This window comes from Bradyrhizobium sp. SEMIA (assembly GCF_014844175.1).
Lineage (GTDB): Bacteria > Pseudomonadota > Alphaproteobacteria > Rhizobiales > Xanthobacteraceae > Bradyrhizobium > Bradyrhizobium arachidis.
The window spans coordinates 1,712,790-1,726,291 of sequence record NZ_CP046601.1; the positions used below are offsets into that span (position 1 = coordinate 1,712,790).

Annotated in this window: 12 protein-coding genes and 3 pseudogenes; 13 read left to right on the forward strand and 2 right to left on the reverse strand. The window is 65.2% G+C overall.

Annotated elements, in window-relative coordinates:
• Positions 1-50: 50 nt before the first annotated feature.
• The 7 genes and pseudogenes from FOM02_RS08145 to FOM02_RS08175 all read left to right on the forward strand — a co-directional run.
• Positions 51-1,141: pseudogene (locus FOM02_RS08145) on the forward strand (NAD(P)/FAD-dependent oxidoreductase); the annotation flags it as partial.
• A gap of 114 nt (positions 1,142-1,255) precedes the next feature.
• Positions 1,256-1,756 carry a flagellar basal body-associated protein FliL gene (gene fliL, locus FOM02_RS08150; RefSeq protein WP_027560323.1) on the forward strand — a complete coding sequence of 167 codons (501 nt, stop codon included), beginning with the start codon at positions 1,256-1,258 and terminating at the stop codon, positions 1,754-1,756.
• Between the two features lie 18 nt (positions 1,757-1,774).
• The gene (fliM, locus tag FOM02_RS08155) at positions 1,775-2,977 is read left to right on the forward strand and encodes a flagellar motor switch protein FliM (protein ID WP_027560322.1); all 1,203 of its coding nucleotides are present in this window, start codon (positions 1,775-1,777) and stop codon (positions 2,975-2,977) included.
• Positions 2,974-3,420, forward strand: coding sequence for a DUF6468 domain-containing protein (locus FOM02_RS08160; RefSeq protein ID WP_027560321.1), 447 nt, complete (start codon positions 2,974-2,976; stop codon positions 3,418-3,420). The genes fliM and FOM02_RS08160 overlap by 4 nt, the downstream gene beginning before the upstream one ends.
• 9 nt (positions 3,421-3,429) lie before the next feature.
• Positions 3,430-4,191: a MotE family protein gene (locus FOM02_RS08165; protein WP_027560320.1), complete on the forward strand. Its 762-nt coding sequence runs from the start codon at positions 3,430-3,432 to the stop codon at positions 4,189-4,191.
• A gap of 94 nt (positions 4,192-4,285) precedes the next feature.
• Complete coding sequence (locus FOM02_RS08170; RefSeq protein ID WP_416207763.1) at positions 4,286-8,047, forward strand: tetratricopeptide repeat protein; 3,762 nt, start codon at positions 4,286-4,288, stop codon at positions 8,045-8,047.
• A 185-nt stretch (positions 8,048-8,232) separates the two neighbouring features.
• Complete coding sequence (locus FOM02_RS08175; RefSeq protein ID WP_027560318.1) at positions 8,233-8,469, forward strand: hypothetical protein; 237 nt, start codon at positions 8,233-8,235, stop codon at positions 8,467-8,469.
• A gap of 107 nt (positions 8,470-8,576) precedes the next feature.
• On the opposite strand, the pseudogene fliP reads toward FOM02_RS08175, so the two are convergent.
• Both fliP and FOM02_RS08185 read right to left on the reverse strand, forming a co-directional pair.
• A pseudogene (gene fliP / locus FOM02_RS08180) lies at positions 8,577-9,205 on the reverse strand (flagellar type III secretion system pore protein FliP); the annotation flags it as partial.
• A 42-nt stretch (positions 9,206-9,247) separates the two neighbouring features.
• A pseudogene (locus FOM02_RS08185) lies at positions 9,248-9,601 on the reverse strand (flagellar biosynthetic protein FliO); the annotation flags it as partial.
• Positions 9,602-9,959: 358 nt separating this feature from the next.
• On the opposite strand from FOM02_RS08185, the gene flgB reads away from it, so the two are divergent.
• The 6 genes from flgB (at position 9,960) to flhB (ending at position 13,384) form a co-directional block, all read left to right on the forward strand.
• Complete coding sequence (flgB, locus tag FOM02_RS08190; RefSeq protein WP_027560315.1) at positions 9,960-10,364, forward strand: flagellar basal body rod protein FlgB; 405 nt, start codon at positions 9,960-9,962, stop codon at positions 10,362-10,364.
• 14 nt (positions 10,365-10,378) lie between these two features.
• Complete coding sequence (gene flgC, locus FOM02_RS08195; protein WP_027560314.1) at positions 10,379-10,804, forward strand: flagellar basal body rod protein FlgC; 426 nt, start codon at positions 10,379-10,381, stop codon at positions 10,802-10,804.
• Between the two features lie 16 nt (positions 10,805-10,820).
• The gene (gene fliE, locus FOM02_RS08200) at positions 10,821-11,129 is read left to right on the forward strand and encodes a flagellar hook-basal body complex protein FliE (RefSeq protein ID WP_027560313.1); all 309 of its coding nucleotides are present in this window, start codon (positions 10,821-10,823) and stop codon (positions 11,127-11,129) included.
• Positions 11,130-11,245: 116 nt separating this feature from the next.
• Complete coding sequence (fliQ, locus tag FOM02_RS08205; protein ID WP_011088555.1) at positions 11,246-11,509, forward strand: flagellar biosynthesis protein FliQ; 264 nt, start codon at positions 11,246-11,248, stop codon at positions 11,507-11,509.
• A 17-nt stretch (positions 11,510-11,526) separates the two neighbouring features.
• The gene (gene fliR / locus FOM02_RS08210; RefSeq protein ID WP_027560312.1) at positions 11,527-12,297 is read left to right on the forward strand and encodes a flagellar biosynthetic protein FliR; all 771 of its coding nucleotides are present in this window, start codon (positions 11,527-11,529) and stop codon (positions 12,295-12,297) included.
• Positions 12,298-12,304: 7 nt separating this feature from the next.
• Entirely contained in the window at positions 12,305-13,384 is a 1,080-nt protein-coding gene (gene flhB, locus FOM02_RS08215) for a flagellar biosynthesis protein FlhB (RefSeq protein ID WP_027560311.1), read from the forward strand.
• Positions 13,385-13,502 lie beyond the last annotated feature (118 nt).

The following is a 13,502-nucleotide window of genomic DNA, read 5'->3' on the forward strand; positions in this document are numbered from 1 at the left end:
TTTCTGAAAAGCGCTGCACACTTTTCCGGATCATGCTCTAAGAAAACTGCATGAGCGAGACTTTCACAAGCGTGTCCCAGCAGGAAGCCGGCTTTCGCGACCGCGTGCGGCTGTCGTTCGATCTCGACGCCGACATCTGCGTGATCGGGGCCGGGCTGGCCGGCCTCTCGATCGCGCTGGAGGCGCCCGGCTCGGGGCCAGCGTCGCGGTGCTCGAGGGCCGCCATATCGGCTGGAACGCCTCCGGCAACCAGCTCGGCACCGTGATGCCGGGCTTTGCCCTGCCGCTCACCGACCTGATCGAGCGGATCGGTTTCGAGGACGCCAGCGAATTGTGGACGCTGTCGAAGGAGGGCGCCGAGTTCGTCCGCGCCAATGCCAGCAAGGAGAACATGCCGAGCATCGGCCTCAGCGAAGGCGTGCTGGAGGTCTCCAATGTCGATGCCGGCGACCGGCTGATCAGCCGGTTGCAGATGCTGAACGAGGATTTCGACACCGAGGTCGAGGGCTGGCAGGTCGATCGTGTCCGCGAGGCGCTCAAGACCGATCGTTACTTCCACGGCGTGTACTATCCCAGGGCGTTCCAGGTCGACGGACGCAAATATGTGCACGGCCTTGCGGCACTGGCGCGGCGGGCAGGGGCCCGCATCTTCGAGGACACGCCGGTGGTCAGCATCGATCATTCCGGCATCCGCAAGCGCATCGTCACGCCCTCGGCGCGGCTGCGCGCGACCCACATCGTGCTCGCCGGCAACATCCATCTCGGCGCGCCCTTGCGGCGGCTGTCGGAGACGCTGCTGCCGGTCTGGCGCTATGCCGGCATCACTGCGCCGCTCGGCGAGCGCGTGCACGAGATCGTCGCGTTCAAGGGATCGGTGATGGATACCGACGGCGTCGACCATTTCCGCATCGTCGACGGCGACCGGCTGATGTGGGAGAGCCCGGAGACCACCTGGGCCGCACGGCCGCAGCGCTTTGCAGGCGGCGTCAAGCGGCGAATCCGCACCATCTTCCCGGCTCTCGGCGATGTCGAGATCACCGACATGTTCGGCGGCGCCACCGGCCAGACCGTGCACGGCATGCCGCAGATCGGCCAGTTGCGCAAAGGCCTGTGGGTGGCGAGCGGGTTCGGCCGCCAGGGGAACTTGTGCGTGATCATCAGAATGGTCAGCTCGCTCTTAACGACCATGTCGCGGTCACTGTCTGCCAGGAGGCTTCGCTCTTTCGATTCCTTTGAGAGATGAGCCGGGCGACCCATGGCAGAGAATGAAGCGGAAGGCGGCGCAGCCACTGAGGGCGCAGAAGCCGCTCCGCCGAAGAACAAGCTGAAGCTCATCATCATGGCCGTCGGCCTGCTCGCCGTCCTCGGTGGCGGGGCTGCGACCTGGTTCTTCTTCTTCCGCCATGGCGAGGACGAGCATCATGCCGAGGCGGCGCCGCCGCCTAAGCCGCCGGCCTTCGTCGACGTGCCCGACATGATGGTCAACCTCGCCGGCGCGCCGGGCGAGCGCGTGCAATATCTGCGGCTTAAGATCGTGCTGGAGCTGAAGGAGGAGAAGCAGATCGAGGCGATCAAGCCGACGATGCCGCGCGTCACCGACATCTTCCAGACCTATGTGCGCGAACTGCGCCCCTCCGACCTCAACGGCTCCGCCGGCATCTTCCGTCTCAAGGAAGAGCTGACCAAGCGCGTCAACGCGGCGGTCGCGCCGATCCAGGTCAGCGCGGTGCTGTTCAAGGAAGTCGTGGTCCAGTGAGGGTAATGGGCTAGCACCATGGCCGGCAACGAGCAGATGGACCAGGATGCGATTGCCGCCCAATGGGAGGCGTCGCTCGATTCCGAGGATCCCGCAGAGGCCGCGAAGGCCGCTGCCGAAAACGAACTATCGGAGACCATGGCCCTGCAATGGGCGGCCATGGTCGAGGACGGCAGCCGCGATCTCGGCACCGGCAAGAATTCCGGCGAGCGGGTGCTGTCGCAGGAGGAGATCGACAATCTCCTCGGCTTCACCGTCGGCGACGTCACGCTCGACGACCACAGCGGCATCCGCGCGATCATTGATTCGGCGATGGTCTCCTACGAGCGTCTGCCGATGCTCGAAATCGTCTTCGACCGCCTGGTGCGGCTGTTGACGACGTCCTTGCGCAATTTCACCTCCGACAACGTCGAAGTCTCGCTCGACCGCATCACGTCGGTGCGCTTCGGCGACTACATGAACTCGATCCCGCTGCCCGCCGTGCTCTCGGTGTTCAAGGCCGAGGAGTGGGAAAATTTCGGGATGGCGACGGTCGATTCCAACCTGATCTACTCGATGATCGACGTGCTGCTGGGCGGCCGCCGCGGCACCAGCCAGCTCCGCATCGAGGGCCGGCCCTACACCACGATCGAGACCGAGCTGGTCAAGCGGCTGGTCGAGGTGGTGCTGGCCGACGCCGAGCAGGCGTTCCGGCCGCTCTCGCCGGTGACCTTCACCATCGACCGGCTCGAGACAAATCCGCGCTTCGCCGCGATCAGCCGTCCCGCCAATGCTGCGATCCTGGTGCGCCTGCGCATCGACATGGAAGACCGCGGCGGCAATATCGAGCTGCTGCTGCCTTACGCCACCATCGAACCCATCCGGGGCGTCCTGCTTCAGATGTTCATGGGCGAAAAGTTCGGCCGTGACCCGATCTGGGAGGGCCATTTCGCCACCGAGATCGTCCAGGCCGAGATCGCCGTCGATGCCGTGCTCTACGAGGCCGACATTCCGCTCAAGCAGCTGATGCGGCTCAAGGTCGGCGACACCCTGCCGCTCGACATGCGCGCCGATGCCAACGTCACCGTGCGTTGCGGCGACGTCACCCTGACCGAGGGACGGATGGGCCGGGTCGGGGATCGCGTCGCGATCCGCGTGACGAAACCCTTGCGCAAGCCAAGTACGACACTTGCGATGTTCGAGAAGGTGGACGAGCAGAACAAGATGATGGAGGCCCCATGAACCACTCCCTGGGAATGGCGATCGAGACGCTGGTGGCTATCCTGCTGATGCTCACGATCGGCTACTGCATCCTGCTCAACAAGCGCTTGACGCGGCTGAAGGCCGACGAGCATTCGCTGAAGGCCGTCATCGCCGAGTTGATCACCGCGACCGAGATCGCCGAGCGCGCGATCGGCGGGCTGAAGCTCGCAGTGCGCGACGTCAACGAGAACCTCGGCAGCCAGCTCGCGGCGGCGACGCAGATGTCCGACCAGCTCTACAAGCAGCTCGGCGAGGCCGATAACGTGGTGCGGCGCCTGTCCAAGATCGCGATCGCCGCGCGCCCCGTCACCAGTCCGGAAACGGCCGCAGCGCCCGCAGCCAAGCCCGCCTCGGCGAAGGCCGTGGCGGCGGCGGCCGAAGCCTTCTCCGAGCGCCGCCGATCCAACGGCCTTGCCGCATGAAGTCAGGGTATGAAGTCCTTTCGTAACATCCGCGTCATTCCGGTCGTCCTGGTCGCCGTCGCAGGTCTCGCCACGCTGAAGGTCGCGGGTCTCGTGATCAATGGCGGCTATGTGTTCGATTATCAGCCGAACCCGGCCAAGAAATCCTGGGCGCAGGAGAATCTGAACTTTCCGACCGGCCGCGAGGACCCCGACATCACGGGATCGACCCATGGCGCGCCGAAGGAGGCGCCGAAGCCCGCTGCGCCCGAGACCAAGCCCGAAGGCACCGTGGTCAAGGTGGAGGAAGCCCAGCCGCAGGTCTCTGCCTCCGAGCGCGCGATCCTCGAGCGCTTGCAGGCGCGCCGCCAGGAGATCGAGGCCCGCCAGCGCGAGATCGACATCCGCGAGAACCTGCTCAAGTCGGCCGAGAAGCGCATCGAGAACAAGGTCGAGGAGATGAAGGCGGTGGAGACCCGCATCTCCGCGACGCAGGCCGAGCAGAAGGCCGCCGAAGCCCAGCGCATGAAGGGCCTCGTGACCATGTATGAGGGCATGAAGCCCAAGGACGCGGCGCGGGTGTTCGACCGGCTGGAGATGGGCGTATTGATCGAGATCGCCTCGGCCATTGCGCCGCGCAAGATGTCGGACATCCTCGGATTGATGTCGCCGGAAGCCGCCGAGCGGCTGACGGTCGAGATGGCCCGAAGAGCCAATGGCGGCGGCGATCTCTCCGCTTCGGCCGGTGACCTGCCCAAGATCGACGGCAAGCCGACCCAAAAGCCGAATTGAAGGCTCATACTTAAGAAGTCCTTAATTGGCAAAACCTACATTCGAAGGCAGGGGCCGGCCTTAGCGCCGGCGTGGATCGTCGAAATCGGAAGACATGCCGCCAATGGCGCGAGAGGCTGGATTGTTGTCGCGAGCCCGCGCTTTGGCGCGGGGGCTGTCGCGTCATGTCAGCAAGGCGCCGGTGCTGGCAGTCTGCCTGATGGTCGGCTTCGGCGGCATGGCCCGGGCCGCCGATCCGATCCGCGGCGAGGCGACCTTCTCGGCCGGCGGCGGCTTTGCCCGTCTCGTGATCAAGCTCGGCGAGGACGTTCCCTCCGAGGTGACGACCGCGGGCTCCATCCTCATCGTCCGGTTCGACCGGCCGGTCGACGTTCCCGTCGACCGCGTTCCGGAAGGCGCGCCTGATTACGTCAATTCCGCCCGGCGCGATCCTGATGGCGGCGCCATCCGCATGTCGCTGGCCCGGCGCGTCACCGTCAACACCATGAATGCCGGCGAACGCACCTTCATCGACCTTCTGCCGGAAGGCTGGAAGGGACCGCCGCCGAGCCTGCCGATGGACGTGGTCAAGGAGCTCGCCGAGCGCGCGCGTGTAGCCGAGCGCGCACTGCGTGCGCAGCGAGCCGCGGCCGAGAGCAAGAAGCGTCCGCAGATCCGCGTGCGCGCTTCGATCCAGCCGACCTTCGTCCGCTTCGTGTTCGAGATGCCCGACGGCGTCGGTGTCTCCTCCGTACTCAACGAGCAGAAGCTCACGCTCGCCTTCAATGCCAACCTGAATTTCGATCTGGCGGATGCCGTTGTCGCGGCGCCGCCGAACGTCGCTTCGATCAAGCAGAAGGCCGACATCGACCAGACCAATGTCGAGATCGCGCTGATCGGCGATTCCGACGTGCACTCCTTCCGCGACGACAAAAATTATGTCGTCGACATCTCATTCCAGCCGGAGAAGGGCAAGACCGCGGCGACGGCCGAGTCCGTGATCGCGCAGGCGAAGCCCGCGGCCCAAGGCCATGGACCTGCGCCTGCGCCGGAAAAGCCTGTGGCCGAGAAGCCGAAGGAGGCCCATCGCGAAATCGCGCCGCCGACGTCCGAGACGATCGCGCGCGAAGCCAAGATCGAAGTGAAGCCCGAGGTGAAGCCGGAAGCGCCCGCCGCGATGCCGCCCGTCGAAGCGCCGAAGCCGGCGCCGGCTCCCGCGGCTGAAGCCGCGCACGCTGCGGAAGCGCCCAAGGACTTGCAGAAGGAAACTCCGAAGCCTGTTGCTCCCGTGGCGGAAGCCGCCGTACCGGTCGCTCCGGTCAAGCCAATGGCGCCTGCAGTCGCCGAGGCGCCCAAGGAAATCGTCAAGGAGATCGTCAAGGAAGCTGCTCCGGAGCCTGTCAAAGCCGAGGCGCCGGCCGCGCCGCAGCCCGCGATTGCCAGCGTCGATGCGCGCCGCGACAGCGACGGTCTGCGCGTGACGTTCCCGATTCAGGTCGCAACGGCTGCGGCGGCGTTCCGCCGCGGCGACACGGTCTGGGTGGTGTTCGACACGCCGAAGCCGATCGATGTCGAGGCGATCCGCACCAAGGGCGGCGCGATGATCGGCGAGGTCGGCCGCGTGCCGCTCGACAAGGGGCAGGCGGTCCGCATCCGTCTCACCCGGCCGCTGGTCTATTCGCTGACCAGCGAGGAGGTCGGCAAGGAGACCAACTGGCTGCTCACGCTCGCCGACAAGATCCAGGCGACGCCGCTGCCGCTGATGATGTCGCGCAACATCACCGATCCCGCGCTCGCCAATCTCGCGATCCCGTTCGCCAATCCGGGCCTGTTGCATAAGCTGACCGATCCCGACGCTGGCGACACGCTCTATGTCGTCACCGCGCAGCGGCCGGTGCGCGGCTTCATCAAACGGCAGGATCTCGTCGATCTGTCGCTGCTGGAATCCGCGCACGGCATCGCGATCCGGCCGAACTCCGACGAGGTCGGCGTCGAGGTCGGGTCCGACAAGGTCATCCTCGGCAAGAAGGGCGGATTGACGCTGTCGCCGGTCGACATCTCGTCCGAGCGCGCGCCGACCGCGGTGCGCCCGATCTTCAGCCCCGAGGGCTGGCGCAAGGGCCAGTCGGAGAATTTCTGGACGCGCCAGAGCGATCTGGTGACGGCGATCTCGGCGGTCGAGCCGGGGCAGCGTTCGCTGCCGCGGCTCGACCTCGCGCAGTTCTACATGTCGCGCGCCATGTACCACGAAGCCAAGTCCGTGACCGACGTGATGCTGAGCGATCCCCTCAACAAGGAGGAGAGCAGCGCGCTGATCATGCATGCGATCGCGAGCATCCTGATCGGCCGGCCGGCGCAGGGCCTGAAGGACCTTGCCAATCCCGCTATCGGGAACAGCCACGATTCCCAGCTCTGGAAAGCGCTGGCCTATGCGCGTCAGGGCAAATGGGCGGACGCCCGCGAGAAATTCAAGAACGTCGAATTCGCCATCGCCTCGCTGCCATTGGACATCCAGCGCATCGTGACGATGGACGCGATGCGCGCCGCGCTCGAGGTGAAGGACTATGCCGGCGCCTCCAAGCGCCGCGGCGAGATCGAGGTGGTCGGTGTGCCGCCCGAGGCGGCGCCCGGCTTTTCCGTGCTGCGCGGCCGGCTCGCCGAGGCGCTCGGCCACGACAAGGACGCGCTCGACGACTACAAATTTGCAGTTGCCTCCAACGACCGTCAGGCGGCGGCCGAGGCCAAGCAGCTGGAAGTGGCGCTGCGCCAGAAGCGCGACGAGATCAGCAAGGAAGACGCGCTGCGCGATCTCGAGACGCTGTCGATGACCTGGCGCGGCGACTCGATCGAGGTCAAGACGCTCCAGATGCTGTCGAAGATGTATGCCGAGAACGGGCGTTATCGGGACGCGCTCGCCGCGGCGCGCACCGCAACGAGGCTCCAGCCGAACGCGGAAGCCTCGCGGCAGGCGCAGGACCTCGCCTCCGACCTGTTCACGCAGATATTCCTGGGACTGAAGGGCGACGAGCTGCCGCCGGTCGAGGCGCTCGGGATGTTCTACGAGTTCCGCGAGCTGACGCCGATCGGCCGCCGCGGCGACGAGCTGATCCGCCGGCTCGCCGATCGTCTCGCCTCGATCGACCTGCTCGACCAGGCTGCCGAGCTGCTGCAATACCAGGTCGACCACCGCCTCGAGGGCGCCGCGCGCGCGCAGGTCGCCGCGCGCCTCTCCATGATCTATCTCGCCAACCGCAAGCCCGACATGGCGATCACGGCGCTGCGCGCGAGCCGCATCAGCGATCTCTCCGGCGAGCTCAGGCAGCAGCGCCTGCTCCTGGAAGCGCGGGCGCAGAGCGACGTCGGCCGCCACGATCTCGCGCTCGACATCGTCTCCAACGTCAGCGGGCGCGAGGTGCTGCGGCTGCGGTCTGACATCTTCTGGGCGGCGCGGCGCTGGCGCGAGTCCGCCGAGCAGATCGAGCTCTATTACGGCGACCGCTTCCGCGACTTCAAGCCGCTCAATGCGGTGGAGAAGAGCGACATCATCCGCGCCGCCGTCGGCTATGCGCTCGCCGACGATTCGATCGGCCTGTCGCGCTTCCGCGAGAAATACGCGCCGCTGATGAGCGAGAGCGCCGACCGCGTCGCCTTTGACATTGCCAGCAAGCCGGCCGCGGCCTCCAGCGCCGAATTCGCCGAGATCGCGAAGCTCGCTGCCAGCGTCGACACGCTCGACGGCTTCCTGCGCGAGATGAAGCAGCGCTTCCCCGACGCCACCGCCCGCGCGCCGGCCGCGCCGCAGGCCCATGACGAGACCGACCACACCGGCTCGCTGCCCACGATCCCGGTCGTGCGGCAGATCAAGATGACGCGCTAAAGCGCGATGAGATTGAGATAAATCGTCATCGCGCTTTGGCTTCTTGTTGTTTGAGCATGATCTTCTCGGAAAACCGCTTCGCACTTCTCCGGATCATGCTTTAGGAACCCTGCTACCTCTCGGCCTCTCGACAGGTGCCGCGCAAGGCGGCAACCTGTACCCCTTCATGCCGGGAGAGCGTTGAAATGAGCAAGCCTGCCAAGACCGAAGCCGAACTCATCGCGATGGCACGGGCCGAACTGAAGGCCCATGCCGATGGCCCGGACGACCTCGCCATCTCCATCGTCCGCGACGGCGACAGCTGGGAGTTCCGCGCCGACGCCGATCAGGCGACGAGGGACAAGCCAGGCTTCCCGGAAAGTGTCGCCATGCTGGTGCAGATCGGCGATCACCTCAGCAAGCAGTATGACGTGAAGGGGTAGGGGCGAACTGTAAACGTCGTCTCGCTGTGCGCCACATTCTCGGTGTCATCGCTCGCCTTGTGCGCACTTGCGCACTAGGCGGGGCATGACAGCGGAGATCGCGGCCGCTACCCCCCGTAACTCTGCACCAGGCTCCCCGCCACCAGCGACCAGCCGTCGACCAGCACGAAGAAGATGAGCTTGAACGGCAGCGAGATCGTCGCCGGCGGCAGCATCATCATGCCCATCGACATCAGGACCGAGGCGACGACGAGGTCGATGATCAGGAACGGGAGGAACAGCAGGAAGCCGATCTCGAAGGCGCGTTTCAGCTCGGAGATCATGAAGGCGGGGACGAGGATGCGCAATGCGAGCTCGTCGGGGGTGGCGGGCGGCGGTTCGCCGGAGAGATCCAGGAACAGCTTGAGGTCCTTCTCGCGCACGTTCTTCTGCATGAAGCCGCGCAAGGGCACGGAGGCGCGCTGGAGCGCGTCCTCGACGCTGACCTGGTTGGCGACGAGCGGGCGGATGCCCTCGTCGTAGGACTTTTGCAGCACCGGTCCCATCACGAAGAAGGTGAGGAACATCGCCAGCGCAATGATCACCGAGTTCGGCGGCGCGGTCGCTGTGCCCATCGCGGTGCGCAGCAGCGACAGCACCACCACGATGCGCGTGAACGACGTCATCATGATCAGGATCGACGGCGCGATCGACAGCACCGTGAGAACGCGATCAGCTGGATCGCGCTTTCCGTCAAGGCGGTGCGAACGTCCTGGCAACCGACGTAAATGTGGAAAGTCGCCCAGCCGCCGGCATCCGGCATCGGGGCGAGGCGTGGCGGTTCGGCGCCGTTGGAACGCTGCGGAAGCTGGTCGCGGCCCGGGGCGGCGCGAACGATATTGGGCTCGACGACGATATCGGTCGGGCCGCCGATCATCAGGAGGTGCTCGACATTGTCGCGCCGGACCAGCACCAGGCGACGCCGGCCGTCGACCGCGGCAGCATCGATCACGGCGAGCCGGGGCATCCTGCCGCGCTGGGTGTTGGCGCCGAGCCGGTTACCGGCGAATCGGCGCACCAGCCATGCAGCGACGCCGATCAACGCCAGAACGACGATGAACGCGAGGATGAAGGTGATAGGGCTGCCTTGCATACATGTCCCCGACAAATGGCGCTTCTCTTGCGCCCATGGTCAGATGCGCCAACCACCGGCGTACGATGCCCCAAACTGCGATCTCTTAACGTCCCACGGCAAGTTTTGCCGTCCCCAACTCTTATTAACCTATGAATCGCCCGATCCAAAACGACTTCTTGGCCTGTGCACGCCCGGCCAAGCGGTTGGGTTAATACCACTTTTGGGAACGTAGAATCACGGGGCAGCGAATTCGTGTCCCGGCAAGGGACAAGCGAGCATCATGCGTTCCCGGCATCCTTAACCACCTGTTAACCATACACGCGGCAAATTCTGCCTAGCTTCGGACACGGGTCCGACGGCGGAAGGAGCCGCAACGATGTCCATCAACGACCTCCCGGTGCTGTCGGCGCTTCGCACCAAGATGCAGTGGCATCAGGAGCGCCAGCGCGTCCTGTCCGAGAACGTCTCCAACTCCGACACCCCCAAATTCCGGCCGCGCGACCTGGTCGAGCCGAAGCTCGACAAATCAGCCGCGGTGACCGGCTCGATGGGCCCGCTGGCGATGACCGTGACCAGCGCCTCGCACATGACGCCGTCAGGCGCGGCCTCCAGCTTCGACCAGAACAAGAATGCGGGCTTCGAGACCCGCCCCGCGGGCAATGCCGTCAATCTCGAAGAGGAGATGATGAAGGCCGCCAGCAACCAGATGGATTACGCAGCGGCGACCTCGCTCTATTCGAAGAGCCTGCATCTGCTCAAGACCGCGATCGGCAAGGGTTAGGGCAGGGGTAGGTCATGGCGAATGACAGCAGCGACTTTGCCCGCTCGATGGCGATCGCGACCTCCGGCCTGCGCGCGCAAGCCGGGCGCATGCGGGTGATCTCGGAAAACATCGCGAACGCCGACTCGACCTCGCAGACATCAGGTGGCGATCCCTACCGGCGCAAAGTGCCGACCTTCTCCTCAGCGCTCGATCGCACGCTCGACGCCCAGGTCGTCACCCTCGGCAAGATCAAGCCCGACCAGTCCAACTTCCGCGTCAAATACGAGCCGAACAATCCGGCGGCGGATGCCACCGGCAACGTTAAATATCCCAACGTGAATTCGGTGGTCGAGATGACCGACATGCGCGATGCGCAGCGGTCCTACGAGGCCAACCTCAACATCATCAGTGCGACGCGCCGGATGATCCAGCGCACGCTCGACATCCTCAAGAGCTGAACAGGACATTTGAGCCATGGCATCACCGACAATCGCCGCCAATGCCTACGCCAACCTCGCCCGCGTGCTGGAGAACAGCGGCGCCGGCAAGGGCAGCGAAGCGAGCGGGCAGTCCTTTGCCTCGCTGCTGAAAGACGCCGTCGGCAGCGTCATGGAATCCGGCCGCAAGTCCGACGCGCAGACGGTGGCGATGGCCGCCGGCAAGGCCAACGTGATGGACGTGGTGACGGCGGTCGCCGACACCGACGTTGCGGTGTCCACACTCGTGTCGGTCCGCGACCGCGTGATCGCCGCGTATGAAGACATCCTGAAGATGCCGATCTGATTTTTGGGCACGTCATTCCGGGGCGGTGCGAAGCACCGAGCCCGGAATCTCGAGATTCCGGGGTCTCGGTTCGCGAGCCCCGGAATGACGGAAACTACTGGAAGCGAGAATTCAAAATGACCGGACCCGAAACCCTCGACGTCGCCCGTGATGCGATCTGGACCATCGTGATCGTGTCGTCGCCCCTGATGGTGGTCGGCCTCGTGGTCGGCGTCATCGTGTCGCTGTTCCAGGCGCTGACGCAGATCCAGGAGCAGACGCTGATCTACGTGCCGAAGATCCTCGCCATCTTTGCCACGATGCTATTAGCGCTTCCATTCATGGCCGACTCGCTCCACGCGCACATGCTGCGGATCTCGTCGCGAATCATCGGCGGCTGAGGCACAATGCGCCCGTCATGCGCATCGACGTCTCGCTGCTGCCGGCGCTCGCCGCGTCCTTCATGCTCGCCTTCGCCCGGGTCGGCGCGATGGTGATGCTGCTGCCAGGCCTCGGCGAGACCAACATCCCGACGCGCATAAAACTGTCGATCGCGCTGCTGCTCACGCTGATCATCCTGCCGTTGCACCGCAATGCCTATCATGTCGACATGGGATCGCTGGCGCCGCTTCTGGTGCTGATGCTGCATGAGATCGTGATCGGTATCGTGCTGGGCGCGACTGCGCGCGTGACGCTGTCGGCCCTGCAAGTCGCCGGCTCCGTGATCGCGCAGCAGATGGGGCTCGGCTTCGTCACCTCGGTCGATCCGACACAGGGCCAGCAGGGCGTGCTGGTCGGCAACTTCCTGACCATGCTCGGCGTCACGCTGCTGTTCGCCACCGACAGCCATCACCTCGTGATCGCGGCGCTGAACGACAGCTACTCAATTTTCTCGCCTGGTGAGACCGTGTCGAGCGGCGATGTCGCTTCGCTGGCGACGCGCGCCTTCGCCGCCGCGTTCCGCCTGGGCCTGCAGCTCTCCGGGCCGTTCCTGGTGTTCGGCCTCGTCTTCAATATCGGGCTCGGTGTGCTGGCGCGGCTGATGCCGCAGATGCAGGTCTACTTCGTCGGCGTGCCGCTGTCGATCTTCGCGGGCTTCCTGGTGCTCGCCGTGGTGCTCACCGCGATGATGGGCACGTATCTGGATTACTTCATCGGTGTCATGCACCAGATGATGCCGCTCAAATAGGTGATCGATGGCGGAAGACAACGATCCCGAAAGTCAAACAGAAGACCCGACACAAAAGCGCCTCGACGAAGCGCTCGAACGCGGCGACGTTGCGAAAAGCCAGGAGATCAACACCTGGTTCATGATCGCGGGCGGCACGCTCGTGGTCTCGACCTTTTCGGGATCGGTCGGCAGCGGGCTGGTGACGCCGATGCGCAACCTGCTCGCCAATTCCTGGATGATCAGGACCGACGGCAGGAACCTGCTCGCGCTGATGCAGCAGATCGAGTTCGCCGTGCTCGCCGCGGTCGGCGTGCCGCTCTTGATGCTGGTGCTGGCGGCGATTGCCGGCAACATGCTCCAGCACCGCCTGGTGTGGTCGGCCGAATCCCTCAAGCCAAAATTCAGCAAGCTCTCGCCCGCCGAGGGCTTCAAGCGCATCTTCGGCAAGCAGGCGGCGGCGAACTTCCTCAAGGGGCTCGGCAAGCTCGTCGTGCTCGGCGCGGTTATGACCATAGTCCTATGGCCGGAGCGGCATCGCATGGAGGCGATGGTCAAGCTCGATCCGGCCGCCATGCTGGGCGCTACCACCAGCATGACCATCCATCTGCTCGGGGCGGTGGTCGCGGCGCTCGCGATCATCGCGATCGGCGACTATTTCTTCCAGTATCGCAGCTGGTTCCAGCGGCAGAAGATGTCGCTCCAGGAGATCAAGGAAGAGTTCAAGCAGTCCGAAGGCGACCCGCACATCAAGGGCAAGCTCAGGCAATTGCGCCAGCAGCGTTCCAAGAAGCGCATGATGGCCGCGGTTCCCAAGGCCTCCGTGATCATCACCAACCCGACCCACTATTCGGTGGCGCTGTCCTACGAGCGCGGCATGTCGGCGCCGATCTGCGTCGCCAAGGGCGTCGACAACCTCGCCTTCAAGATCCGGGAGATCGCGCGCGAGCACGACATCCCGATCGTCGAGAACGTGCCGCTGGCCCGCGCGCTCTACGCCACCGTCGATATCGACCAGGAAATCCCGACCGAGCACTACCATGCGGTGGCCGAAGTCATCGGCTACGTCATGCGGCTGAAGCGCGGATTTGGCGCCGGGCGGGGATAAAACACCCGAAAAGTACCGGAAATGGCCGTAATCTGGGAATCAGCGTACCTTTCGCCCCTGCTGCCCTTGCGCCTCCGGGTCCGATTGAGGCAGGGAAGGCCCCGTGCGCGCGGCGGCG

Bases quoted from the DNA above. Each gene is read 5' to 3' on its own strand.
- fliR (WP_027560312.1), top strand. From the start codon at position 11,527: ATGCGCATCGACGTCTCGCTGCTGCCGGCGCTCGCCGCGTCCTTCATG.
- flhB (WP_027560311.1), top strand. From the start codon at position 12,305: ATGGCGGAAGACAACGATCCCGAAAGTCAAACAGAAGACCCGACACAA.
- fliL (WP_027560323.1), top strand. From the start codon at position 1,256: ATGGCAGAGAATGAAGCGGAAGGCGGCGCAGCCACTGAGGGCGCAGAA.
- FOM02_RS08175 (WP_027560318.1), top strand. From the start codon at position 8,233: ATGAGCAAGCCTGCCAAGACCGAAGCCGAACTCATCGCGATGGCACGG.
- fliQ (WP_011088555.1), top strand. From the start codon at position 11,246: ATGACCGGACCCGAAACCCTCGACGTCGCCCGTGATGCGATCTGGACC.
- fliM (WP_027560322.1), top strand. From the start codon at position 1,775: ATGGCCGGCAACGAGCAGATGGACCAGGATGCGATTGCCGCCCAATGG.
- FOM02_RS08165 (WP_027560320.1), top strand. From the start codon at position 3,430: ATGAAGTCCTTTCGTAACATCCGCGTCATTCCGGTCGTCCTGGTCGCC.
- flgC (WP_027560314.1), top strand. From the start codon at position 10,379: ATGGCGAATGACAGCAGCGACTTTGCCCGCTCGATGGCGATCGCGACC.
- fliE (WP_027560313.1), top strand. From the start codon at position 10,821: ATGGCATCACCGACAATCGCCGCCAATGCCTACGCCAACCTCGCCCGC.
- FOM02_RS08170 (WP_416207763.1), top strand. From the start codon at position 4,286: ATGCCGCCAATGGCGCGAGAGGCTGGATTGTTGTCGCGAGCCCGCGCT.
- FOM02_RS08160 (WP_027560321.1), top strand. From the start codon at position 2,974: ATGAACCACTCCCTGGGAATGGCGATCGAGACGCTGGTGGCTATCCTG.
- flgB (WP_027560315.1), top strand. From the start codon at position 9,960: ATGTCCATCAACGACCTCCCGGTGCTGTCGGCGCTTCGCACCAAGATG.